The following is a 21,632-nucleotide window of genomic DNA, read 5'->3' on the forward strand; positions in this document are numbered from 1 at the left end:
AACTTCGTCAGTTCGTGACCGCGGGGCGGGTGGGCCTGCGGTCGTCGGCGAACATGGCCTCGATCCTCGACTTGATCTCCGCGGTGCTCATCGTGCCGCTGTGCCGGGGCGTCTGCCGTCCGGTGGGAGTCGTCGGGGCAATCGAGGTTGTCGCCATGTGTCCTGCTTTCGTCGGTTACCGATATCTGTGCCTTACGGTCACGGTTGTGATCTGGTTCACATCGTGGCCGACTATGTTGTACACCACATGTTCGGTCCCGTGCCACTCGGCCTGGTCGCCTCGGTCTTCTCTGAGATCGGACCGAGCGGGTGCGAGGTCGGCGAATCGGCTCCGGATGATTGCGATGGTCCCGAGCGTAGAATTGCGCGGGTTCGGTCGATCACGCTGGGCCCGGATTTCGGTGAGGCCTCGCCGAACCTCTCTGGCCTCGTCGCCGCTCTGCCCTGCTCGGTCGTCGGCTCCGGTTCTGCGACGAGTTCGGGAGGGTGCTTCAGCGATGCGAACTGATGGAGATAGTTGGGACATCGTCAGTAGTGTGGGCCTGACCGCGTTGGGAGTGGCGACATTCCGGGCGTTGGAGACAGTTCGCCCCGACGCGTTGATCCAGGACGACTTCGCGCGGTGGTTCGTCGAAGCGGCGGGTGAACCGCATTTCACCGGGCTGTTGGCCGACCCGTCGTCACTCGGGGACGTGCCGGTCTCGGGTTTCATGGGTAGTCGGACCAGATTCTTCGACGAGTTCTTCTCGACGGCTACGAGCGCGGGCGTTTCGCAGGCGGTGATCCTCGCGGCCGGGTTGGACGCACGGGCGTATCGCTTGGACTGGCCGACCGGCACGACGGTCTTCGAGGTCGACCAACCGCAGGTGCTGGAATTCAAAGAGGAGGTTCTCGCCGATCATGGGGCCAGGGCGAAGGCCGATCGTCGCCCGGTGGCCGTCGATCTGCGAGACGACTGGCCTGCCGCCCTCCACGCTGCAGGCTTCGACCCTGGTAAGCCGACCGCCTGGTCGGTGGAGGGGCTGCTGGCGTACCTCCCGGGCGCGGCGCACGACGCGCTGTTCGAGCGGATCGACCAACTGTCCAGCCCTGGTAGCCGCCTTGCCGTGGACAACTTCGCGGCGGGAACCGACATGCAACGCTTCGACGCCATCCGAGCGAAGTATTTCGCCGAGAATCCGTTCGGCGACATCGACATCTCCGAGCTGTTCTACGGTGACGAGCGGGCCGATCCGGTGCAGTGGTTGACCCGGCGCGGCTGGTCGGTGCAGCGGTTCAATTCGCTCGAGCTGGCGGCTGCCTACGGGCGGCCGGTTCCGGAGCTCCCCGAAGAACTTGTCGATCTGTCGAAGCGATCGACGTACCTGACGGCGGTCAAGTAGCCCACGGCCCAGGTCGCAGCGATGAACCGCAGATGCGAGCCATTGCGGTGGACCGCCATCCGCGCGTACATTGGTAGTTGCGGATCGAGAGAGTAATCGGCAACGGTGAAACACTCGAGAAGCAGAGATCCGGCCGAGAATGTGAGAGCATTCCCGGCCGAACCCCTGTCTGGGGCATGTTCCCGCTCACCGACCCGGTCGAACTGGTGCTCCATCACGCGGTCGGCACGAGTCACACGCCGGTCTCGGCTTCAGTGCTGTGAGCGTCGCCATTCTCAATCCTGCTCTGCAGCAACATTATCGACGATCCGCGTAGGTGCCGGTCGGGACGCGGTAGGCGAAGACTTTCGGCGAGTGCGCCACGGTGCCATCCGGCCGAGGAGCCTGTCGTTCAGGACCAGCACATGGAAGAGGACGGCGGACATGTGTGCGGTGAAGGTGAAGAACAGCAGGTAGGCGAATGCGGTGTGAGCTTGTCTCGACAACGCGTAGACGCTGGGATCGGGTGCAATCAGCGTGGGCAAGTGCAGGTGCTGGTAGAGAATGATCGGGTAGCCGCCGGCCGAGAGCATGGCCCACCCGGTGAGTGGCTGGATCACAAGCAGCGCGTAGAGCAGGTACTCCGACGCGGTTGCGACCCGGCGCTCGACCGGTCTCATCGTGGAGGGTGGTGCGGGCGTGCGGCACACCAGCCGATTGCCGATGCGGACGATCACCAGGGCGAGGATCGCGGCGCCCAACGGGACGTGCACCGAGCGCAGCAGATGGTAGTGGTCGAGGGTCGTCACCATGACGGCGCCGACGAGCAGTTGTGCGATCACCATGACCGCCATCGCCCAATGCAGCAACCGGACGGTCGGCGCGAACCGGAGCGGGCGGTCGGTCGGGTCAGCGGTCATCGCGCACCCCATCCACATCGACGACGGCCGGTGTTTTGGGCTCCCCGGACCGGCGGGTGAACGATTCGGTGTAGACCGCGGACCGGGCGCTGAGCAGGGGATCGTCCGAGGGCGCAATGCCCGTGGGGAGGATGAGCGGGTCGAAGTTGAGGTCCCGCGCGTTGTGCGGCGCTTCGGTCTGGACCGCGTCGATGGTTACGGTGCCGACGTCGAGGACCTGCCGGGTCGGCGGCCACGGCCGGGTGGCGTCGTCGGTCCGATCGCCGGGTCGACCGATCGTGAGCAACATCCGCCACCGCAACGGCCCACGCGAGACTGCCGCGGTGAGTGTGTCGAAGAGGTAATCGCGCCCCGGCAGCGGCGGCAGGCCGGGGGAGCGGGCCGGTTGCTCGGGGACCAGTGTCCATCGCACCGGAACCGTGACTCCGGTGTCGTTGGTGCAATGGAAGGCGTTGAGACCGTAGAAGGTGCTGTTGTCGAACCCGGAGGTCGGTGGATGCTGTCGGATGAGGTTCATCGCCGCCGCGGTCTCGGGATGGCGGGAGAGAAACGCCGCCATGCGATCCGGATCGGGCTTGCCGGTGGCCGGGTCCGTTTTCGATGCGAGCAACCGCTCGTAGAAGCCGTCTGGTGTCCGGTCGGGGAACACCGGGGTGTTGATCATCGCGGTGTGCCACTGCTCGCCATCGGGGAGGTCGAACGCCAATCCCAGCCCGCGGACCGTGGCGTCGACGTCCGGAGTGGACGGATTCCCGCCCGAGAGTGAGAACCGGCCGGTTACCGGGATCCGGCCGACCCGGAAGACGCTGGCCGTGGAGACCGCGGACCCGGCGCCGGTGGCGGTGAAATATCCGGTCGCGCTGACTCCTTTGGCGTGATTGCGCCGGAACCCGTCGTGGTGCCCGGAGACCTCCTCGAACCGGTCGGTCAGCCGTGCCGGGGTCAAAGCGTCGGCGTCCAGTGTCCCCGCCGCGCAGAGGAACCCGCCGACGTCCACTGCCGCGATCGCGCCGACCGCGGCCAGGCCGAGCAGCGCACTGCGCCGACTGACAGCCGGGCGTGGCGCCCTGACCGGGGGTGCGGTGGCGTCATCCATGGGCGGAGTCGACCGTCACCACGTGCCAGGTTCCTTTGACACCGTCGCCGCCCGTCTGCCCGGGGGCGGTGTCTTTCGCGAACCGGTAGAGCGGGTGGCCGTCGTAGGTGATTTGCTCGGTTCCGTCCGGCCGCGTCGTGGCACCCGTGCGGGCGGCGAGGGTGGCGTCGGGCCGGGGTGCACTGAGTGAGGGCGGCCAGATCTCGGCGCAGGGGCCGGTGCACCGGATGGAGCCGGGTGTGTCCTCATCGAATCGGTAGAGCGTCAAACCGTCCCCGTCGGTGAGCACCGTGCCGAGTGCGGTGTCCCGGGTGCCGAGCTCCACCTGCCCGGCGGCCGCCGGGGTTGCCGGTTCGGGGTTCGCCGCGGCGGACGCAGACGGCGGCACCTGGGGCGGGGCGTCGTCGGTGGCGGTGCCGCACGCCGAGATCAGCGCGATCGCGGTGCCGGCGCCGGCCGCCGCAAGAATCGATTTCTTCAGCATCTTCGTAGATCTCCATTCGTTCGTTCCCGTGTGCCTGTCGTTCGGCGCTGGGGAGTACGGATGGTCGGCGATCCGCGTTCACCTGCCGGAGCCGCCTCCGCGCACCCGAGTGGCAGAATTCGAGATGAACGCCGCGCCGCCCGCGCCCGTACTCCTCGGTGGGTGTCGGGCGAGCCGACGCCGTATCCGGTGTTCGGGAGGTGAGTGGTGCGGCTTCGTATCGTGCGCACACGCGGGGACCAGTCCGAGGGAAGTTTGGACGACGAGACGGTCTTGCGGGCCGCCTACGACGACCACGGCAGGGAACTGTTCGCCCTCGCCTACCGCTCCCTCGGAGACCGGGGTCGCGCGGAGGAGGCGGTGCAGGAGACGTTCCTGCGTGCGTGGCGGGGCGCGGACCGGTACGACCCGCGGCGCTCTACGCTCCGGACCTGGCTGTATGCGATCTGCCGCAACGTGGTGATCGACGCGATCCGGGCTCGTGCCGCCCGACCCGAGTTGGCCGACGCTGCACCACCCGAGTTGCCCGCACCCGAGCGTCCCCTCGAACAACTGCTGGTGGGGCTCGAGATGGAGGAGGCGCTGCGGCGGCTGTCCGATCAGCACCGCTGCGTCCTGGTCGAGATTCACCTGCGTGACCGGCCCGCCTCAGAGGTGGCCGCACAGCTCGGCATTCCCGTGGGCACCGTCCGCAGTCGTGTGTACTACGCGCTGAAGGCTCTCCGACTCGTACTCGAAGAAATGGGGTGGCATGGTGACCACTGAACGCTGCCAGCAGATGCGCACCATGTTGGGGATGTACGCGCTCGGTCGCCTCGACGACCGCGAGACGATCACGCTTCGCGCGCACCTGGACGGCTGCCCGGAGTGCCGCACCGAGTTGAGTCTGCTGACGCCGGTCGCGGCTGCCCTGTCGGCGGCGGACCCGGACCGGCTCACCGAACCTGCGCCCCGGCCGTCGTCGACGTTGCCCGACGCGATCTTCGGGGCGGTCGACCGCGAACGCGGACGGAAGCGGTACCACCGGATCGCAGTCGCCGCCGCGGCCGTCGTGATCGCCGTCGGCCTGGTGACCGGCGGGTTCTTCCTACGCGGGGGCACCTCGACAGCCCCTCCCGGGCAGCCGGTGGCATTCACGGTGCTCGCCGCAGGTGTGGACGCCTCCGCGCGGGTGGAGAACCGGGCGTGGGGAACCGGAATCAGCCTCGACGTCGCCGGACTCCCACAGGGCCGCACGTACAACGTCTGGCTCCAACGCTCCGACGGAAGTCGCATGAATGCCGGCAGTTTCATCGCCGGCGGCGACAAGACGATGTCGATGCAGTTGGCGGTGGGGCTGCCGATGTCGGATGCGACGATGCTCGGCGTCAGCGCCCCGGGCGACGACCGGACCCTGCTGCAAGCGCCCCTGCGGTCCTGACCGACGCCAATCCTCGTGGACGACTCAGAGGAGCCCGCCGTCGCGAGCGACGGCCCGTCCGGCCCGCACCACCGTGTCCCGACGGGGGACGTCGACGACGATCTGCGGCACGCATTCTCCGTCCAGCAACATGAAGTCGGCGGGTGAACCCGGTTGCAGGTCGGCCCGCGGCAGCCCCATGACGGCAGCACCGCCGTCGGCGGCGAGTTCGAAACACGCCTCGAGATCCTCGTCGAGGCGTGCGTCGAGTGCCCAGCCGAGCAGCACGCGAAGGCACGAGACCCGGACGGAGCGGAAGAACTGGCCCGCCGTCACGGCGTGGGGACCCGGGTCGAGGCCCTCCGCTCCCTGGCCGCCGAGACCGGGACGACCTGAGGCGCCCCAGGTAGCACGCGGGCAACCACGGTCTCTCCTACGACTGCGAGATTCGAACGTACCTGGTTACCCGATCAGGACCACCAAATCTACTCGTCGCGAATAACACTGGAGTTTCGCATCCGCCGACGACGCTCGTGCCAATCCGCTCGTGTGAGAATGCCGACGCGGGTATTCGCTCACCGGCCGAGTCGTGCGAGCCGTTCGCCCGGTGTCGTCGCACCCCAGACGCCGTGCTGTTGGCCGGTGTGGAGGGCATACTCGAGGCATTCCTCCACCACCGCGCAGCCGCGGCAGAACTCCTTGGCGAGATCTTCACGCTCGGAGCGAGCGTTCCTTCGTTCGGCGTCCGCCGGGAAGAAGATCTCCGCGTCCGCTTCATGGCAACGCGCAGCCAATCGCCACTGCCACAACTCGGTGTCGTGAGGATGCAGTGTCGTCACCGGTGTCGACATCTTTCGACTACCCCCTTCGCTCTCAGGTCGCTCCGAATTACAGCCCATTCGGCAACACACGAGAAGAATTCGAATCTCCAGGATTTCGGGGTGAACGCGCTGCGCCGTTCATGGTGAGCCACTGAAGATCTGATCGGCGTGACGCGAATCCTGTTGTTCGACGACTGCTCTTGCGATGCTGACCGGGTGACACCCGGGCGGCCTCGGAAGGCAGACGCATGACCATCCTCGATCCCCCCACAGTCGACGCCGCGAGCCTCGGAGTCTACGACTCGATCACCGACGCCATCGGCAACACACCCCTCGTCCGGTTGAACCGGGTAACCGGAAGTATCTCCGCGACGGTGTATGCCAAGCTCGAGTTCCTCAACCCCGGCGGAAGTGTGAAGGATCGCGCCGCCCTGGCCATGATCCACGCGGCCGAGGAATCCGGGGAGCTCCTGCCCGGAGGCACCGTCGTGGAGGGCACGTCGGGCAATACCGGAGTCGGGCTGACGTTGGTCGCCGCCGCTCGGGGATACCGTTCCGTCGTCGTGGTACCCGACAAGACGAGCGTCGAGAAGATCGCGTTGCTGCGGGCGCACGGGGCGCGGGTGCATGTGACACCGGGCGGCAGGCCCAGCCGCCATCCCGAGTTCGTGCGCAACGTGGCCACTCGTCTCGCGGCGGAGATCCCCGGCGGCTGGCTCGCCGGCCAGTACGACAACCCGGCCAATCCCGACGCGCACCGCACCACGACAGGTCCGGAGATCTGGCGTCAGACCCAGGGCCGAGTCACTCATCTCGTCGCCGGTGTCGGAACCGGTGGGACCATCACGGGGACGGGGGAGTTCCTGACGAAGATCTCCGGCGGGGCCGTGCAGATCATCGGCGCGGACCCCGAGACCTCCGTATACGGCGGGGGAGACGGACGGGCCTGGTACATCGAATCCGTGGGCCATTTTCTGCACCCGCAGACCGAGCACGACGAGTGGCCGGATTCCTATCACCCGGACGTCGTCGACCGTCTCGAGCGGATCCCGGACATCGAGGCGCTCACGGTGCTGCACCGCCTCGCCCGGGAGGAAGGACTCCTCGTCGGAGGTTCCGCCGGTACCGCGGTGGCCGCCGCCCTGCGGTTCGCGCGGACCCTCGGTCCGGACGACGTCGTGGTCGTGATCGTCCCGGACTCGGGCCGGGCCTACCTGTCGAAGTACTTCGACAACGAGTGGCTGGGACGGCTGGGCTTCCCGCTCTACCACGCAGCGACCGGACCCGTTGTCGGTGATGCACTGGGCGGCCGGGGGAGCGCACCGCGGGCCGTGCCGTCCACCGCAACCGTTGCGGAGGCGCGTGGCGTGCTCGCGGACACCCCGGCCCTGCCCGTCGTGCTGGCGCGCCCGGTCACCGGTCCGATCGTGGTCGCGGAGATCCTGGGGTCCGTCAGTGCCGCGGCGCTGTCACACGCTCCGGACGACGACCTGATCGGCGCGCACGTCGATCGGGCGTTGCCCGTCGTGGGAGTCACCGAGGAGTTGTCGGTGGCAATGCGACGAATCGGGGGGCACCGGGGGCCGGTCGTCGTGTCCGAGAACGGGCGAGCCGTGGTGTTGGTCGACGCCGACGTCGTCCTGACCTCGCCTGTCGCGTGACGTGCGGTGATCCGTCACCCTTGATCGAACACCTTCTCGAAGCAATTCGAGAAGGGCAAGATCTCGTACGGGGAGAAGATCGGAATCCGTGAGTAGCCACTCTTCTCGTACAACCTGACCGCATCGGGTTGCCGGTCGCCTGTCTGGAGAATCAGGCGTGGGCGCCCCGCCTTCCTGGCGGCATCCTCGACCGCGCTCAACAACGCTGTCGACACTCCGGTTCCGCGATGTTCCACTGTGACGAACATCCGTTTCAACTCCAGGTCGTCGCCGTTCCACCTGAGCGCGGCGTGACCGACCGCTTCTCGATTGTCGGTTGCCCCCGCGGCGGTGTACACCACCACTGTGAGGAAAACGGACGTCGGGTCAACCGCATTGGTGGCGGCGCGGTCTGCAGTCGATACTCGGTCGGAGTATCGCGGCCCCACTTCGCGGGCCATGGCCGCGCGCAATGCCTCCGCGTCGGGATCGAACCAAGACACCTCGGTTACGTGAAGTTGCGAGAGTGCTGATTCAGAGGTCATTCACATTCTCCGTCTATGAAAACGCAGTTTCGGTAGATGCTTCCCGATCTTCATCCGGGATTCGAGGGTTGAAATCACCTTGACGCCAACGGTGTCCAGCAATCTCTGCTCGCTACCGATGAAGGTACAAGGTGCATCGACATTTCCGATCTGGAGGAATTAATGTCCAGTTGTGTCGAACTGTCGCACGTCAGGCCCTGTTTCTCATCGTGGAGGACGCAGGGCATGGACGTTCAATGGTGACAACCGGGATTAGTATCGCGATGTCCGGATGCTGGAACGTAATCCAGTCGGGTGATGTGGCGTCCCTCGGGGGCGAAAGTAGGGAATGGACGCAATCGCGGCGGCGCACACGGCCGTCAGTCCGGACGCGCTCTCCGCCCAATCGTTGGAGACGGCACGATTCGCCGATCTCAGCCGGCCGATCACCGACGTCGAACAGGAATCACCACCTCATGAGTCTCGAATTCCTCTGGTACATCCCGAATCAGGTCACCCCTGGACACCGCGGCGACGCCGTCACGGTTGACCACAACAGTCTGGACACCCTCACGAGCCAGGCGAAGACCCTCGAGGACTATGGCTGGAAAGGGGCCTTGATCGGCACCGGTTGGGGTCGGCCGGACACACTCACCGTCGCCGCCGCCCTTGCGGCCAGGACGGCGACATTCGAGCCGCTCATCGCGATCCGGCCCGGCTACTGGCGACCGGCTCACTTCGCCTCCGCCGTCGCTACTCTCGACCATCTGACCGGCGGCCGGGTCCGGATCAACATCGTGTCCGGGAAGGACAACCTCGGAGCCTACGGCGACCACGAGAGCGACCAGGCCCACCGTTACGCCCGCACCAAGGAGTTCCTCCAGCTCGTTCGCAAGCTGTGGACGGAGGAGAACGTCACCTACCGGGGTGAGCACTTCCAGGTCACCGATTCCACAGTGCTGCCCCGGATCTCACCACGCGGAGATCGGACCCATCCGAAGCTCTACTTCGGTGGCGCGTCCGAAGCCGCCGAGCGTGTTGCGGCGACCGAGGCCGACGTTCAGCTCTTCTGGGGTGAGCCGCTCGCGGGTGTGCAGGAGCGGATCGAACGGTTGCGGTCACTGAGCGAGGAACTCGGCCGAGCGCATGCGCCGCTCGAGTTCGGCCTGCGGATCACCACCTTCGTCCGGGACACGACCGAGCAGGCCTGGGCCGAGGCAGAGGAGAAGGTAGCGGAGATGGCGAAGAATCAGGGTGCGGCTCCACAGAATCCGCATCGCCAGACCGCCGTGGGACAGCAGCGACTCCTCGACCTGGCTACCCGTGGCGACGTGCTCGACGACAACCTGTACACCGCACCCGGGAAGTTCGGTGGCGGCGGCGCCGGCACCACGTGGCTCGTGGGCTCCCCGGAGGACGTCGCGAAGTCGCTGCGCAAGTACCAGGATCTCGGCATCACCCACTTCGTACTCTCGGACACCCCGTATCTGCCGGAGATCGAGCGTCAGGGCAACCAGCTGCTGCCGTTGCTGCGGGAATGAGCGGGGGAGCGCTACTTACGCTTCCCCGCAACAGCTTTGCGTTGCTCCGTGACAGTCACCCGCCCGCGCTGTCGGCGCGGGCGGGTGATTGGTTGTCATCGGCTGGTGGCTCTGTCACACAACGAGTCCCGGCGGACGATGCACTCCGAGATCTCCTCGTCGGTCAGAGTCTGAGTCCGGTTCCGTGCACGCCGTGTTCCTCGATGAGCGCGAGTTCTTCGTCGGTGAGCGGCGGGAAGTCCAGGGCCGCGATGTTGTGGTCGAGTTGCTCGGTGGAACTCGCTCCGATCAGCGCCGAGGTGACCTCGCGCCGCCGCAGCACCCACTGCAGCGCGAGCTGTGCCAGTGACTGGCCGCGGGCCTCGGCAATCTTGTTGAGCTCGGCGGTGCGCTGCCGGTAATTCTCGTCGATCACATCCGGCGTCAGGAACGTGCTGTTCTGTGCTCGTGCGCGCTCGGGAATCGTCTCCAGGTACTTGTCCGTCAGCAGACCCTGCGCCAGGGGTGAATACACGATCAGCCCGAATCCGTCCTGGCGGGCGGTGTCCAGCAAGCCGTTCTGTTCGGGACGACGGTCGTAGATCGAGTAACGCGCCTGGTGGATGAGCAGCGGAACGCCGGCCTGGCGTAGCAGTTCGGCGGCTTCGTGCGTGCGATCGGGTAGGTAGTTGGAGATGCCGACGTAGAGCGCCTTGCCCTGCTCCACCGCGCTCACCAGAGCTCCGACGGATTCCTCCAGCGGCGTGCTCAGGTCGGGGCTGTGGTGGTAGAAGATGTCGACGTAGTCGGTGCCGAGGTCGCGCAGACTGTGGTCGAGCGAGGTCAGGATCGACTTGCGCGAGCCGCCTTTGAGATACGGGCTCGGACCGATCGGGTTACCTGCCTTGGTCGACAGGATGAGTTCGTCCCGGTAAGGGGCGAGGTCCTTGGCGAGTACGGCGCCGAAGTTCTTCTGGGCTGCGCGATGCGGTGGGCCGTAGCGGTCGGCGTTGTCGAAGTGGGTAATGCCCAGGTCGAACGCGTGGAGGATGATCTCCCGCTGCGTCGCGAAAGCGTAGTCGCTACCGAACTTCTGCCACAGGCCGAACGAGAAGGCAGGCAGATCGAGTCCGGACTTTCCGGTGCGGTGATACGGGACCTTCTCGTAGCGGTCCTCGGCAGCGGCGTAGGTGAGATCGAAGGGGCTATCGGTCATCGGTGTCGGCTCTTCCGTTCTGGTCGGTTGTTGCGGGGGTCGGTGGTGTAACTGGCCGGGCCGTCCGTCCGGGGAATCGCCACGATCCACCGACGCCGGCGACGAGGATGTCGACGTTGATCAGAAGCCGGCCGCTCACTCGGTAGTCCCTTCATCGGGGATGGACTCGAGTGTTAATCGGTGACCGACGGACGGTTTCGGTGTCGGCTCGGTACCGGAGCGACGGCGCAGCGACACGCGTGGTCGGATCCATGCGAACACTGTCACCGAACGGAGACGGAAAGGGAATCGTTCGGATCGTGAAGATTCTCTGGAAAGAATCTCCGCGCTGACGTCCTGCCGATCGTCGAAAACTTCGCGGCACTATCTTGGTGTGGTGGGCGATGACACCTGGGCCGGTTTGGCCGACCAGTTTGCCGACGAGGCGTATGCCTCGGTGAAGGGGCGCGTGCGCACCTATGTGTTGCACCAGCAGCTGCTGGAGCATTTGCCGGCCCCTCCAGCCCCTGTGCTCGACGTCGGCGGAGGCGCGGGCCATCAATCGTTCCCGCTGGCCCAAGCCGGTTACGACGTGACCTTGCTCGACCCGTCGTCGGCGATGCTGGACAAGGCTCGACAGCGACTCCAACGGCTGCCCGGTGAGGTCCAACGACGGGTGACGCTCGTGGAGGCCGACGGCGAGAACGCCGATGAGGCGGTTCATGGTCAACGCTTTGCCGCCGTGTTGTGTCATGGCGTGCTCGGGTACCTGGAGCGTCCGGAGCCGTTGGTCGACCAGCTGTGCAGGTGCGCTGCTGCCGGTGGCGTCGTCTCGATCATGACGGGCAACGCCAAGGCGATGGCAGTGCGCCCGGCCTTGGAACAACGGTGGGACGACGCTCTGGCATCGTTTGACGCCAGGGGCGAGATCGGGGTGCTGGGAGTTCCGACTCGCGCCCATACGGTGGAGGAACTCAGCGAGCTCGTGCAGAGCCGCGGCGTGGAGCCAGTGCGCTGGTACGGGGTATGGCTGTTCGTCGACTGGCTCGATTTCAGTGGAGCCGAGTTGGACCCGAACGACACACAGCAGATGGCGGCGACGGCCGCAGTCGAACTCGAAGCCGGCCGACGAGACCCCTACCGCCAACTCAGCCGCGTCTTTCATCTCGTGGGACGCAAAAGTCCGAGCTGACGGGACAACGGCACCATCGATACGCCACCACAAAGTCGTCGCCGGTGATGCAAATACGGTGCGCGGTCTTCGTGTCGACAGCGAGATGGCAGGATCAAGTCATCGAGATCGGAACCTCGATGTGAGGGTCCGGATCGAGATTGAGGGAGTATCGGCATGGCGCAGGGCATTGTGAAGTGGTTCAACGGTGAGAAGGGCTTCGGTTTCATCGCACCCGACGACGGAACTCCGGACGTCTTCGTGCATTACTCGGAAATCTCGGGCAGCGGTTTCAAGTCGCTCGATGAGAACCAGCGCGTGGAGTTCGAGGTCGGCCAGGGGCAGAAGGGCCCGCAGGCCACGAACGTACGCTCTGTCTGATCAGTGCAACGTGGGGACCGCATCCGGTGGGTGCGGTCCCCATTGCACATAACCGTGCGCATCGGTGCTGACCGGCCTGGGGCGCCGCGGTAGGCGGACCGATTGGTACCCGCCCGGAGCTGCACGTATGCGGTGACGGGATGACCGCTAGTCCCGGGTGGCGGCCTGCTCTGTCACCCAGGCCGCGATCTGTGCCCGGGAGGAGAATCCGAGTTTCGCGAGAATGTGCTCGACGTGGCCCTGCGCGGTGCGTTGGGAGATCACGAGGCGGGCGGCGATCGCCTTGTTGGTCAGACCCTGCGCGACCAGGTCTGCGACCTGGCGTTCACGTGTGGTCAGAGCCGTAGCGGGATCGGCGCGCGGCGGTGCGGCCGGTGCAGGTTCGCCCAAGGCGTAGGACACGGCGGCGTCGAAACTCAGCGCCTCGCCCTCGTGGGAGGCAGCGGTGAAGGCACGTTGACCGAGTGCTCGGCGCGTGACAAGTTCGCATTCCTCATGAGATCCGGTCAAGTTCGGGATCTGAAGAGTGGAGGTGCCCACGCGCCGTCGTAGCACCTCGGCGGCGGCCATCAGGACTGCGGCACGGTGGAAATGGTTCTCGGAGGACGAGATCCAGGCGAGGATCTCGATGCACCAGGTAGCCCCCAACGGATCGTCGACCAGGCGGGCCAGCTCGAGTCCCTTCCGCAGCAGCATCACTGCGCGATCACGGTCACCCTTTCTCCACATCACCAGGCCCAAGGTGAGAGACGAGCGTCCGCAGGTCACCGATTCGCCATGGGATTCGGCAATCCGGATCGCCTCTTCGAGGCAAGCGGTGGCGTCCTCGGTGTGCCCGAGTACCTCGTGAGTCAACCCGATCCCGTGCAAGGCCGTGATGTACGCAAGGAGATTGTTCTCCCTGCGCAGGACTGTCAGGGCGTCGGTGTACGAGCGCACGGCGCGATCCGGATTGCCGCTGTGCAGCGCGTGAGCTGCGGTGGCGTGATGCATGAGTGCACGATCGAGGGCACTTCCCCGGCTTTCGGCCAGTGCACGCCCTCGATCTATCAGCGCAGCTGCCCGCTCCAGATCTTCGTGTCTGGTGGCGAGAACACCGGCCGAATACAACGCCTTCACTCGGAGCGCGGTGTCGTGTTCGTCCTGGAACGCCAGCGCGCGGTCGAGCCAGCGGCGGCCTTCGCGGAGCCGTCCACGGGAGAGCCAGAACGGAAACAGAGCAGTAGCGATCTCCAGTCCTGCGTCGGCTGAGGAGTCATCGGCGTCGGACAGGCTGAACTCCATCGCTTCGCGCAGGTTGGGTTGTTCTCGGTCGAGGCGAGCGAGCCAGACGACCTGTCGGTGGCTGATCCACCCGGACTCTGCGTCGAGGGCAAGTTGCCGATACCAGCTACGGTGCCGTCGTCGGATCTCCGACAAGGTGCCGGCCTCTTCGAGCTTGTCCCGGCCGTAGTCACGCAGCGTTTCGAGTATCCGAAAACGCACAACGGCCCTCGATTCCTCGCGAATGAGGATCGACTTGTCCACCAGCGACGCAATGAGATCGAGCAGACCGCCCGGTTCGGCGTCGTACGTGTACACCCATTCGGCGGCTTCGAGTTCGAAGCTACCGGCGAAGACCGACAGCTGGGCCCAGAGCCGCTGTTCTGCTGGGAGACACAGGTCGTAACTCCAGTCGATGCTCCATCGCAAGGTCTGCTGACGGGTTGGCGCACTCCGACTCCCGCGGGTCAGCAGCTCGTACCGGTTGGTCAACCGTTGCAGGATCTGTTCCGGCGACATGGTGCGCAGCCGGGCCGCCGCCAATTCGATGGCCAGGGGCAGACCGTCCAGCCGGATGCAGATTCGGGCGACGGCGACGGCGTTGTCCTCGGTGACCTCGAAGCCGGGCACCGTGGTGGCGGCGCGCTCGGCGAACAACGTCACCGCGTCGTAGCTGGGCAGGCCCTTCAGCGAAGGTTCCGAATCCGACTCCGGAACGGTCAACGGGCGCACTCGGATGGCGGATTCCCCAGCGACATCCAGGGTTTCGCGACTTGTTGCGAGAACTCGCAGGCCGGGGCAGGTCCGCAATAGCGTCTGCGTCAGGTCCGCCGCTGCGTCCACCACCTGCTCGCAGTTGTCGAGCACGAGCAGCATTTCCCGTGTACGCAGGAATTCGACGAGGGTGTGCAAGGGTTTCAGCGAGCGGTGGCGCAATCCCAACTCGGTCGCCACGACTTCTCCCAACAACGATCCGTCGTGCAGGTCACCCAATTCGACCAGCCGAACTCCATCGGCGAATGCCCGCTGGGTGCTGGCCGCGACCCGTAGCGCCAGTCGGGTTTTGCCGACCCCACCGATTCCGGTCAAGGTGACCAGCCGTGACGCCGAGAGCAGCCGCTTGGTGTCGCTGAGTTCCTTTCGCCGGCCGACGAAACTCGTCAACTCCAGCGGGAGATCCCCGTCGGTACCCGAGGTGGAAGGGGGCGGGGGCTGATCGGTCGGTGATCGCCCTGTCGACAGTTGTGTCGGGTGCTCGGCGTCGGGTTCGGAGCGGAGCGACATCTCGTCGATCGGGATACCGCGGTTGAACTGGATTTCCTGTAGGGCTTCGCCCAGGGTCGCAGCGGAGGGGCGCTCCCGCGGATCCCGGGACATCGCGCGTTCCACCACTGCGGCCACGTCGGCATCGATTCCGGCTTCGCCCAGGTCCGGCGTCGGTTGCGTGGTGATCCGCAGGAACTGTGCGACCACCTGCTCACCGCTACGGCGCTCGAACGCCGCGTGCCCGGTCAGCGCCGCAAACATCGTCGCCCCCAGCCCGTATACGTCTGAGGACGGACTCGGCGGGTCGCCACCGAGGACCTCCGGGGCGGTGAAGGCCGGTGATCCGGTGATGGTGCCGGTGGCGGTCTGGAAACCGCCGGTGATGTGCGCGATCCCGAAGTCGGTCAGCGCCGGGTCGCCGTAGTCGGTGAGCAGGATATTGCCGGGTTTGACGTCGCGGTGAACGATGCCGAACCGGTGCGCCGTCTCGAGGGCGCCGGCTATCTTCACCCCCAGCCGCAGTGTCTCCGCCATCGTGAGTGGGCCGTGCCGGCGGATCCGCACGTCGAGGGAATCCTGTGGGTGGTACGGCATCACCAGGAAGGGGAGACCGCTCTCGGTGACGCCGACTTCGAGCACACTCACGACGTTCGGATGTCCGGTCAGCCGGCCCATCGCCCGCTGCTCGCGGAGGAATCGGGCCCGGTTCTCGTCGTCGAGATCGCCGGTGAGAACCTTCACCGCCACCGCACGGTCCAGTGCGGACTGGGTGCAGCGATACACCACCCCGAAGCCTCCGCGCCCGATCTCCCGGGCGTCGTCGAACCCGGCCGCGCGCAGTTCGTCCGTGGTCGCGGAGACTGTGGCGCGCTGAGTTCGGAGGGGATCGCCGTCGGCCGTCAACGTGCTATCCGTCCCTGTGAACCCCTGGGAGCATCTGATCAGCCTCTCGACGACGTCCCCTCAGACTATCGCCATATCGCCGCACCCGTCTCGAGCAGTGTCGTCACGGGGAGTCGCGGAGTTGTGCCGAATCCGCGTCCACGTCGATCAGGTAGTCCTGGAAACGTTCCCGCAGTGGAGCCTTGAGCATCTTGCCGGTCGCTCCCATGGGAATCGAATCGGCGAAGACGACGCTGTCGGGGATCCACCATTTGGCCATCTTGCCTTCGAAATGGGCGCGTAGTTCCTCGGCGGAGAGGCCGGAGCCACGTTTCCGTACTGCGACCAGTAGGGGACGCTCGTCCCACTTGGGATGCCGTACGCCGATGCAGGCCGCCGTGGTGATGTCCGGGTGGCCCATCGCGATGTTCTCGATCTCGATGGAACTGATCCATTCGCCGCCCGACTTGATGACGTCCTTGCTGCGGTCGGTGATCTGCATGAACCCGTCCGGGTCGATGGTTGCGATGTCACCGGTGGGGAACCAGCCGTCGACGAGCGGGTCCTTCCCGGCCTGTCCGAAATACTGCGACATGACCCAGAGACCCCGGGCCATCAGGTGACCCGCGGATACCCCGTCCCACGCGAGTTCGTGGCCGGTGTCGTCGACGATCTTCAGGTCCATGCCGAAGACGCATCGTCCCTGTTTGCCCTGCACGGCGTACCGTTCCTCGGGCGCCGCCTGAAGGTGCGTGTTCTTCAGGACCGAGGCGGTACCGAACGGGCTGGTCTCGGTCATGCCCCACCCGTGGACGACGGTGACGCCATGGGTCTCCTCGAGTTCGCGGAGCATCGCGGGGGGACACGCTGCACCGCCGATGACGGCGCGTCGCAGTGTGGTGAACCGCAGGTTTCGTCGTTCCACGAACTGGAGTTGTCCCTGCCAGACGGTGGGCACGCTTGCCGACACAGTGACCTGCTCGGTCTCCTGCAAGTCGTAGAGCGCCCCGCCGTCGAGGTCGGGCCCCGGAAAGACCACCTTCGCGCCGACCATGCACGCGGCGTAGGGGAGTCCCCAGGCGTTGACGTGAAACATCGGCACGATCGGCAACACACTGTCGCGCGCGGACAGGCCGACCGAATCGGGCAGGGCGACCGCGAAGGAATGCAGGACCGTGGATCGGTGGCTGTACAGGACACCCTTGGGGTTTCCGGTGGTTCCGCTCGTGTAACACAGCGAGGATGCGGTGGCTTCGTCGAACACGGGCCAGTCGTAGGTTCCGTCCTGGGCATTCAGGAGGTCCTCGTAGGCCAGGAGCGCGCCGGGATCACGGGGCAGGTGGTCGCGGTCCGACATCAGCACGAAGTGCTGCACGCTGGTCAGACGCGGCGCGAGTTCTTCGATGACGGGCAGGAATGTGAGGTCGAAGAAGAGCACCGTGTCTGCGGCGTCGGCGACGATCCACTCGAGTTGGTCGGGGTGCAGACGGGGGTTGAGGGTGTGGAGGACGGCACCGGACCCGGAGACCGCGTAGTAGAGCTCGAGGTGCCGATATCCGTTCCAGGCCAGGGTCGCGATCCGGGTGCCCGGTTGCACACCCAGCGCCTCGAGCGCCTGGGCCAGCTGCCGTGACCGTGTGGCGAGGTCGCTGAAGGTGTAGCGATGAAGGTCGCCTTCGACCCGCCGGGAGACGATTTCTTGCTGACCGTGATGGCGTTCGGCATGGGTGAGGAGGGAGGAGACCAGCAGGGGCTGGTCCATCATCAGACCGTTCACGGGAGTCTCCTGGTTGTCGACAGTTCGGATTCCCGGGCGCGCGCCGAGATCTCCGACAGCAGGGCGAGTGCCCGCTGTGCTGCGTTGGGGCCTCCGTCCACGTCGCCGCGGACGAAGAGGGGGCGCAGTTCTTCGATGTCGCCGAGGGCGCGGAGCAGGTCGGGTTCGACGATCGAGTATTTGCGCAGTGTGTTCACCACCAGCATGGACGTGTGCACGATGTCCTCGTCCTCGGGGGAGACGCCGTGGTTGTGCAGGGCGTAATTCGCCCAGTGCGTGCCGGCGAGCATTGCGGCCTCGATCTTCATCTCCCAGTCGTGGTCGCCGCAGTGCGCTACCGCACGCTCGATGCGCTCCGCGAGGAAGCGATGACGTTCCGCCTTCATGACGCCTTCTCCGTCATCCCGGCCCTCGCGAACAGGATCGCTTGCACCCGTTCGAATTCGCGCTCGCATTCGCCGACGATGTACCGGGTGGGGCGGCGCTCACCGCGCAGGCACGGGTCCCGGTGTTCCTCGAGCGCCTCGAGGGCGATTTCCAGACATTGGATGTCTTCGGGAATCTCACCCTCGATCGGGGGCCACCCGACGTGGCTGACGTCGCCGGGGCCGCGCAGCACGCGCGCGTAACCACCGTCGGGCCGCTGCGCCAGGTGAACGCCGGGAATGGTGGAGAAGACCGGGTCGTCGCTGGTGAGGCCGGCGAGGTGCAGACAGGCGTTGTAGGCGTTGGTGCCGGCGGTGAGGGTGGTCCAGTACCACAGCTCGAAGTTCTCGATCGGGTCCAACCGAGTGCGCAGGTCGGTGAGCCGGTGGAACTTCTCCACATGGGATGCGGTCCTCATGAAGCGTCCGCAAGGGCGTCGTCGACCAACAGGACGATCTTGCCGAAGTGCTGGTCGGTCTGCATGTAGGCGTGGGCCGCCGCGATCTCGTCGAGGCGGTACGTCCGGTCGACGGTCGTCCGTATCGTGCCGGCTTCGAGCGGCACGAGCAGGTCCCGGGCGCAGGCCTGTACACAGGCCAGTCGTTCCTCCTCGGTGCGGGTGCGAAACGTTACTCCGATGAGCTTCAACCGCTTCAGCCACAGCACGTTGAGATCGATGGTGGCGGTGCTCGACCCCAATCGTCCGATGTTGACCAATCGGCCCTGCACCGCCAGGGACTCGAGATTGGCTTCGAAGGTGGTGCCGCCGACGGAGTCGACGATGATGTCGACGCCATTGCCCGTGGTGAAGCCGGCGACGGCATCGACCTGGTCGGTGGTGGAGACGTCGATTGCGCAGTCCACCCCCGATGTTTTCAGCCGCTCGACCTTGTCTGCCGAACGGGACGTGGCGACGATGCGGGACGCGCCCATTGCCCGGGCAATCTCGATCGAGGCCAGCCCGATGCCGCTCGATGCGGCGTTGACGAGCACTGTTTCGCCGGTGCGCAACTGTCCGTTGGTGATCAGCGCGTCGTGCGCGGTGATGAACACGTTGGGGAAGGCCGCGGCATCAGCCCAGGAGACGGAGTCCGGTACGCGCATCAGGGCGCGCGACGCGGCCAACGCGTACTCCGCCTGGCCGCCGTTCCCGTGCCCCATCACCCGATCGCCTTCGCGCCACTGGGTCACACCGGCACCGACCGCAGCCACCTCGCCCGCGAACTCGACCCCGATCGGTTGCGGCTCGCCGGTGCGCACCCGACCGGCCTGCAGGATCTCTCCACGGTTGAGCCCGGCGGCTTTCACCTTCACCAGCACCTGATCGGGGCCGGGGGTAGGCGTGGGGACGTCGAGGACGGTGACCTTGCCGCCGTCGGGATGGGGGACTGCGCGCGCTGCTCTCATGGGCTGCTCCTTCGACTCGATTGAGGAATTGATGTCGACATTAATCAAAATTCGCGTATTCTGCTAGCCAGCGGGCCACAAATTCCGGCCCCGGTTCATGTATCCGACTTCAGGAGACAGTCATGAGTGCTTCGTCTGCAGAACGTCTCGCCCGACTTCAGGGCAAGATCATCGACTTCCGTCTGCGGCCCCCGACAGGCCCCTACCGCAACTTCTTCACCCCCACTGTGGTGGGCTCGGTCAATCGCATCCTCGGTCACAGCGTGCCCCGCTCCTACACGATCAGTACCGATCCCTTCCCGCAGGCAGAGGAACGCGCACTTCGTGCCCTGATCGACGAGATGGACGCCGTCGGAGTCCGCCTCGGTGTGATGAACGGTCGCCATTCGGTGAATCGTCCTGTGCCGGTGCACATCGAGGACGCCGACCTGGCCGAGCTGACGCAGCGCACCGACAACCGCGTCCTCGGGATCGCCGGCATCGACTTCGACAAGCCCACCGAGGAGATCATCGCCGGGCTCGACACCGCGATGAAGGAATACGGCCTCGTCGGTGTCTGCATGGAGCCCGGCCTGGCACGCGAGCCCATGTACGCCGACGACGAGCGGATCTTCCCGATCTACGAGAAGATCGCCGAACTCGGTGTGCCGCTGCTGTTCATGACAGGGCCGCTGGCGGGACCCGACATCAGCCACACCGATCCGGTCCGTTTCGACCGGGTGGCCAAGCGCCACCCCACCATGCCGGTCATCCTGGGCCACGGCTGCTTCCCCTACGTCAACGAGGCGATCGCACTGGCGTTCAAGAGCGAGGCGACGGGCATTCACAACGTGTTCGTGTCCCCGGACGTCTACGCGTTCGCCCCGGGCGGACAGGGCTACACCCAGGGCATCAACTGGCTGCCGAACCGGTTCGTCTACGCGTCGGCCTACTCGTTCTGCGGTGTCGAGGAGTCGGTGCACGAGACCCTGAAACTCGACATCGACGACGCGGCGCTCGACGCCTACATGTACCGCAACGCCGAGGCGCTTCTGCGTGGGATGGGTGCGTGAGATGACCGGACGTAACACGAAGGTGACGATGCGGCGGCACCCCGCCGCCATGGTCAGCGAGGACGACTTCGCCGTCGAGGAGACCGACCTGCCCCGGCCGGGCGACGGGCAGGCCCTCGTCAGGGTCCTGTACCTGTCGTTGGACCCGTACATGCGGCCGATGATGGACCCGGTGCGCTCCTACGTGCCGCACCTGAACCCAGGCGACGTCATGCCGGGGGCGACCATCGCCGAGGTGATCGAGAGCAACGAACCCGAGCTGCCGCAGGGCACCGTCGTGGCGTGCTCTCTCGGGTGGCAGACCCACGGTGTGGTGACCAAGGACGCAGTTCGCGTCATCGACCGGAACGCCGGCCCCGTGTCGGCCGCGCTCAGTGTGCTCGGAATGACCGGAGCCACAGCGCATTATGGTCTTCTCGAGCTCGCCAAGCCGGCCGCGGGCGAGACCGTCGTCGTGACGGCGGCCTCCGGTGCGGTCGGCGGTGTCGTCGGACAGATCGCCAAGATCAAGGGCTGCCGGGTGGTCGGTATCGCCGGTGGAGCCGAGAAGTGCCGGTACGTCGTCGACGAACTCGGCTTCGATGCCTGCATCGATTACAAGTCCCCGGACTTCGAGAGGCAGCTCGAGGCCGCAACGCCCGACTACGTCGACGTCCTGTTCGAGAACGTCGGGGGTCCCGTACTCGACGCCGTGCTCGGGCGCATCAACGACCACGCACGCATCTCGCTGTGCGGCAACATCAGTGACTACAACGCCGACGAGCCGTACGGTCTCCGGGGTCTACGCCACCTGTTGATGCATCGGGTCACGGTCTATTCCTTCGTGATCGCCGAGCACCGCGACTACTGGCCCACTGCGATCGCCGAACTGTCCGGCTGGCTCGCAGAGGGAAAGATCAAGTACCAGGAGGACATCGCGGAAGGCCTGGACAGCGCGCCCAAGGCGTTCATCGCCATGCTCACCGGCGGAAACTTCGGCAAGCAGCTCGTCAACGTCGGGGCGTGACCCTTCCGATGCCCGCCTGTGCGGCCCTCGGGCGCACAGGC

The 21,632-nt window shown here is 66.2% G+C and carries 22 protein-coding genes; 9 read left to right on the forward strand and 13 right to left on the reverse strand.

Annotated features, from left to right (window positions below; translation table 11 throughout):
* Positions 1-7: 7 nt before the first annotated feature.
* Positions 8-157 (reverse strand): hypothetical protein, encoded by a 150-nt coding sequence (locus CJ177_RS47510; RefSeq protein ID WP_164709532.1) that lies wholly within the window; start codon positions 155-157, stop codon positions 8-10.
* 340 nt (positions 158-497) lie between these two features.
* On the opposite strand from CJ177_RS47510, the gene CJ177_RS30305 reads away from it, so the two are divergent.
* Positions 498-1,382 (forward strand): class I SAM-dependent methyltransferase, encoded by an 885-nt coding sequence (locus tag CJ177_RS30305; protein WP_005242803.1) that lies wholly within the window; start codon positions 498-500, stop codon positions 1,380-1,382.
* 275 nt (positions 1,383-1,657) lie between these two features.
* On the opposite strand, the gene CJ177_RS30310 is transcribed toward CJ177_RS30305, so the two are convergent.
* The 3 genes from CJ177_RS30310 to CJ177_RS30320 are packed head-to-tail and all read right to left on the reverse strand — an operon-like array spanning position 1,658 to position 3,861.
* Complete coding sequence (locus tag CJ177_RS30310; protein WP_061040956.1) at positions 1,658-2,281, reverse strand: cytochrome b; 624 nt, start codon at positions 2,279-2,281, stop codon at positions 1,658-1,660.
* Positions 2,271-3,377: a catalase family peroxidase gene (locus tag CJ177_RS30315; protein WP_061696748.1), complete on the reverse strand. Its 1,107-nt coding sequence runs from the start codon at positions 3,375-3,377 to the stop codon at positions 2,271-2,273. Before CJ177_RS30315 ends, CJ177_RS30310 begins: the two co-directional genes overlap by 11 nt.
* Positions 3,370-3,861 carry a hypothetical protein gene (locus tag CJ177_RS30320; protein ID WP_061696749.1) on the reverse strand — a complete coding sequence of 164 codons (492 nt, stop codon included), beginning with the start codon at positions 3,859-3,861 and terminating at the stop codon, positions 3,370-3,372. The genes CJ177_RS30315 and CJ177_RS30320 overlap by 8 nt, the downstream gene beginning before the upstream one ends.
* Positions 3,862-4,068: 207 nt before the next feature.
* On the opposite strand from CJ177_RS30320, the gene CJ177_RS30325 reads away from it, so the two are divergent.
* Together CJ177_RS30325 and CJ177_RS30330 are read left to right on the forward strand one after the other, a co-directional pair.
* The gene (locus tag CJ177_RS30325) at positions 4,069-4,626 is read left to right on the forward strand and encodes a sigma-70 family RNA polymerase sigma factor (RefSeq protein ID WP_005242799.1); all 558 of its coding nucleotides are present in this window, start codon (positions 4,069-4,071) and stop codon (positions 4,624-4,626) included.
* Positions 4,613-5,281: a zf-HC2 domain-containing protein gene (locus CJ177_RS30330; RefSeq protein ID WP_005242798.1), complete on the forward strand. Its 669-nt coding sequence runs from the start codon at positions 4,613-4,615 to the stop codon at positions 5,279-5,281. The genes CJ177_RS30325 and CJ177_RS30330 overlap by 14 nt, the downstream gene beginning before the upstream one ends.
* A gap of 24 nt (positions 5,282-5,305) precedes the next feature.
* On the opposite strand, the gene CJ177_RS30335 is transcribed toward CJ177_RS30330, so the two are convergent.
* Positions 5,306-5,596 (reverse strand): hypothetical protein, encoded by a 291-nt coding sequence (locus CJ177_RS30335; protein WP_025432792.1) that lies wholly within the window; start codon positions 5,594-5,596, stop codon positions 5,306-5,308.
* A gap of 239 nt (positions 5,597-5,835) precedes the next feature.
* A complete protein-coding gene (locus CJ177_RS30345) occupies positions 5,836-6,099 on the reverse strand; it encodes a WhiB family transcriptional regulator (protein WP_269455019.1) in 264 nt (87 codons plus the stop codon).
* A 230-nt stretch (positions 6,100-6,329) separates the two neighbouring features.
* Between CJ177_RS30345 and CJ177_RS30350 the strand changes: the two genes are divergently transcribed.
* The gene (locus CJ177_RS30350; protein ID WP_061696750.1) at positions 6,330-7,742 is read left to right on the forward strand and encodes a PLP-dependent cysteine synthase family protein; all 1,413 of its coding nucleotides are present in this window, start codon (positions 6,330-6,332) and stop codon (positions 7,740-7,742) included.
* A 14-nt stretch (positions 7,743-7,756) separates the two neighbouring features.
* Here the strand turns inward: CJ177_RS30350 and CJ177_RS30355 are convergent, their stop codons facing one another.
* On the reverse strand, positions 7,757-8,266 hold the full coding sequence (locus CJ177_RS30355; RefSeq protein ID WP_061040952.1) for a GNAT family N-acetyltransferase: 510 nt from the start codon (positions 8,264-8,266) through the stop codon (positions 7,757-7,759).
* Between the two features lie 455 nt (positions 8,267-8,721).
* On the opposite strand from CJ177_RS30355, the gene CJ177_RS30360 reads away from it, so the two are divergent.
* Positions 8,722-9,786 (forward strand): LLM class flavin-dependent oxidoreductase, encoded by a 1,065-nt coding sequence (locus CJ177_RS30360; RefSeq protein WP_061696751.1) that lies wholly within the window; start codon positions 8,722-8,724, stop codon positions 9,784-9,786.
* Positions 9,787-9,949: 163 nt separating this feature from the next.
* On the opposite strand, the gene CJ177_RS30365 is transcribed toward CJ177_RS30360, so the two are convergent.
* Positions 9,950-10,981, reverse strand: a complete 1,032-nt coding sequence (locus CJ177_RS30365) for an aldo/keto reductase (protein ID WP_061696752.1) — start codon at positions 10,979-10,981, stop codon at positions 9,950-9,952.
* Positions 10,982-11,357: 376 nt separating this feature from the next.
* Between CJ177_RS30365 and CJ177_RS30370 the strand changes: the two genes are divergently transcribed.
* Both CJ177_RS30370 and CJ177_RS30375 read left to right on the forward strand, forming a co-directional pair.
* Complete coding sequence (locus tag CJ177_RS30370) at positions 11,358-12,152, forward strand: bifunctional 2-polyprenyl-6-hydroxyphenol methylase/3-demethylubiquinol 3-O-methyltransferase UbiG (protein WP_025432791.1); 795 nt, start codon at positions 11,358-11,360, stop codon at positions 12,150-12,152.
* A gap of 156 nt (positions 12,153-12,308) precedes the next feature.
* On the forward strand, positions 12,309-12,512 hold the full coding sequence (locus CJ177_RS30375) for a cold-shock protein (RefSeq protein ID WP_005242781.1): 204 nt from the start codon (positions 12,309-12,311) through the stop codon (positions 12,510-12,512).
* A 147-nt stretch (positions 12,513-12,659) separates the two neighbouring features.
* Here the strand turns inward: CJ177_RS30375 and CJ177_RS30380 are convergent, their stop codons facing one another.
* The 5 genes from CJ177_RS30380 to CJ177_RS30400 form a co-directional block, all read right to left on the reverse strand.
* Positions 12,660-15,944 (reverse strand): protein kinase, encoded by a 3,285-nt coding sequence (locus CJ177_RS30380; RefSeq protein WP_095869313.1) that lies wholly within the window; start codon positions 15,942-15,944, stop codon positions 12,660-12,662.
* 103 nt (positions 15,945-16,047) lie between these two features.
* Complete coding sequence (locus tag CJ177_RS30385) at positions 16,048-17,700, reverse strand: 3-(methylthio)propionyl-CoA ligase (RefSeq protein ID WP_005242767.1); 1,653 nt, start codon at positions 17,698-17,700, stop codon at positions 16,048-16,050.
* Positions 17,697-18,086 carry a hypothetical protein gene (locus CJ177_RS30390; RefSeq protein ID WP_005242764.1) on the reverse strand — a complete coding sequence of 130 codons (390 nt, stop codon included), beginning with the start codon at positions 18,084-18,086 and terminating at the stop codon, positions 17,697-17,699. The genes CJ177_RS30385 and CJ177_RS30390 overlap by 4 nt, the downstream gene beginning before the upstream one ends.
* The gene (locus CJ177_RS30395; protein ID WP_095869314.1) at positions 18,083-18,544 is read right to left on the reverse strand and encodes a hypothetical protein; all 462 of its coding nucleotides are present in this window, start codon (positions 18,542-18,544) and stop codon (positions 18,083-18,085) included. Before CJ177_RS30395 ends, CJ177_RS30390 begins: the two co-directional genes overlap by 4 nt.
* Complete coding sequence (locus CJ177_RS30400; protein ID WP_005242760.1) at positions 18,541-19,533, reverse strand: zinc-binding dehydrogenase; 993 nt, start codon at positions 19,531-19,533, stop codon at positions 18,541-18,543. Before CJ177_RS30400 ends, CJ177_RS30395 begins: the two co-directional genes overlap by 4 nt.
* Positions 19,534-19,655: 122 nt before the next feature.
* On the opposite strand from CJ177_RS30400, the gene CJ177_RS30405 reads away from it, so the two are divergent.
* Together CJ177_RS30405 and CJ177_RS30410 are read left to right on the forward strand one after the other, a co-directional pair.
* Entirely contained in the window at positions 19,656-20,585 is a 930-nt protein-coding gene (locus CJ177_RS30405) for an amidohydrolase family protein (protein ID WP_025432790.1), read from the forward strand.
* A 1-nt stretch (position 20,586) separates the two neighbouring features.
* The gene (locus tag CJ177_RS30410; RefSeq protein WP_179443308.1) at positions 20,587-21,591 is read left to right on the forward strand and encodes an NADP-dependent oxidoreductase; all 1,005 of its coding nucleotides are present in this window, start codon (positions 20,587-20,589) and stop codon (positions 21,589-21,591) included.
* Positions 21,592-21,632 lie beyond the last annotated feature (41 nt).

Source organism: Rhodococcus sp. ACPA1 (genome assembly GCF_002300195.1).
Lineage (GTDB): Bacteria > Actinomycetota > Actinomycetes > Mycobacteriales > Mycobacteriaceae > Rhodococcus_F > Rhodococcus_F opacus.

Excerpts from the sequence above, each read along its gene's own strand:
- CJ177_RS47510 (WP_164709532.1), bottom strand. The coding sequence starts at position 157 with ATGGCGACAACCTCGATTGCCCCGACGACTCCCACCGGACGGCAGACG.
- CJ177_RS30305 (WP_005242803.1), top strand. The coding sequence starts at position 498 with ATGCGAACTGATGGAGATAGTTGGGACATCGTCAGTAGTGTGGGCCTG.
- CJ177_RS30310 (WP_061040956.1), bottom strand. The coding sequence starts at position 2,281 with ATGACCGCTGACCCGACCGACCGCCCGCTCCGGTTCGCGCCGACCGTC.
- CJ177_RS30315 (WP_061696748.1), bottom strand. The coding sequence starts at position 3,377 with ATGGATGACGCCACCGCACCCCCGGTCAGGGCGCCACGCCCGGCTGTC.
- CJ177_RS30320 (WP_061696749.1), bottom strand. The coding sequence starts at position 3,861 with ATGCTGAAGAAATCGATTCTTGCGGCGGCCGGCGCCGGCACCGCGATC.
- CJ177_RS30330 (WP_005242798.1), top strand. The coding sequence starts at position 4,613 with ATGGTGACCACTGAACGCTGCCAGCAGATGCGCACCATGTTGGGGATG.
- CJ177_RS30350 (WP_061696750.1), top strand. The coding sequence starts at position 6,330 with ATGACCATCCTCGATCCCCCCACAGTCGACGCCGCGAGCCTCGGAGTC.
- CJ177_RS30355 (WP_061040952.1), bottom strand. The coding sequence starts at position 8,266 with ATGACCTCTGAATCAGCACTCTCGCAACTTCACGTAACCGAGGTGTCT.
- CJ177_RS30360 (WP_061696751.1), top strand. The coding sequence starts at position 8,722 with ATGAGTCTCGAATTCCTCTGGTACATCCCGAATCAGGTCACCCCTGGA.
- CJ177_RS30365 (WP_061696752.1), bottom strand. The coding sequence starts at position 10,981 with ATGACCGATAGCCCCTTCGATCTCACCTACGCCGCTGCCGAGGACCGC.
- CJ177_RS30375 (WP_005242781.1), top strand. The coding sequence starts at position 12,309 with ATGGCGCAGGGCATTGTGAAGTGGTTCAACGGTGAGAAGGGCTTCGGT.
- CJ177_RS30390 (WP_005242764.1), bottom strand. The coding sequence starts at position 18,086 with ATGAAGGCGGAACGTCATCGCTTCCTCGCGGAGCGCATCGAGCGTGCG.
- CJ177_RS30395 (WP_095869314.1), bottom strand. The coding sequence starts at position 18,544 with ATGAGGACCGCATCCCATGTGGAGAAGTTCCACCGGCTCACCGACCTG.
- CJ177_RS30400 (WP_005242760.1), bottom strand. The coding sequence starts at position 19,533 with ATGAGAGCAGCGCGCGCAGTCCCCCATCCCGACGGCGGCAAGGTCACC.
- CJ177_RS30405 (WP_025432790.1), top strand. The coding sequence starts at position 19,656 with ATGAGTGCTTCGTCTGCAGAACGTCTCGCCCGACTTCAGGGCAAGATC.
- CJ177_RS30410 (WP_179443308.1), top strand. The coding sequence starts at position 20,587 with ATGACCGGACGTAACACGAAGGTGACGATGCGGCGGCACCCCGCCGCC.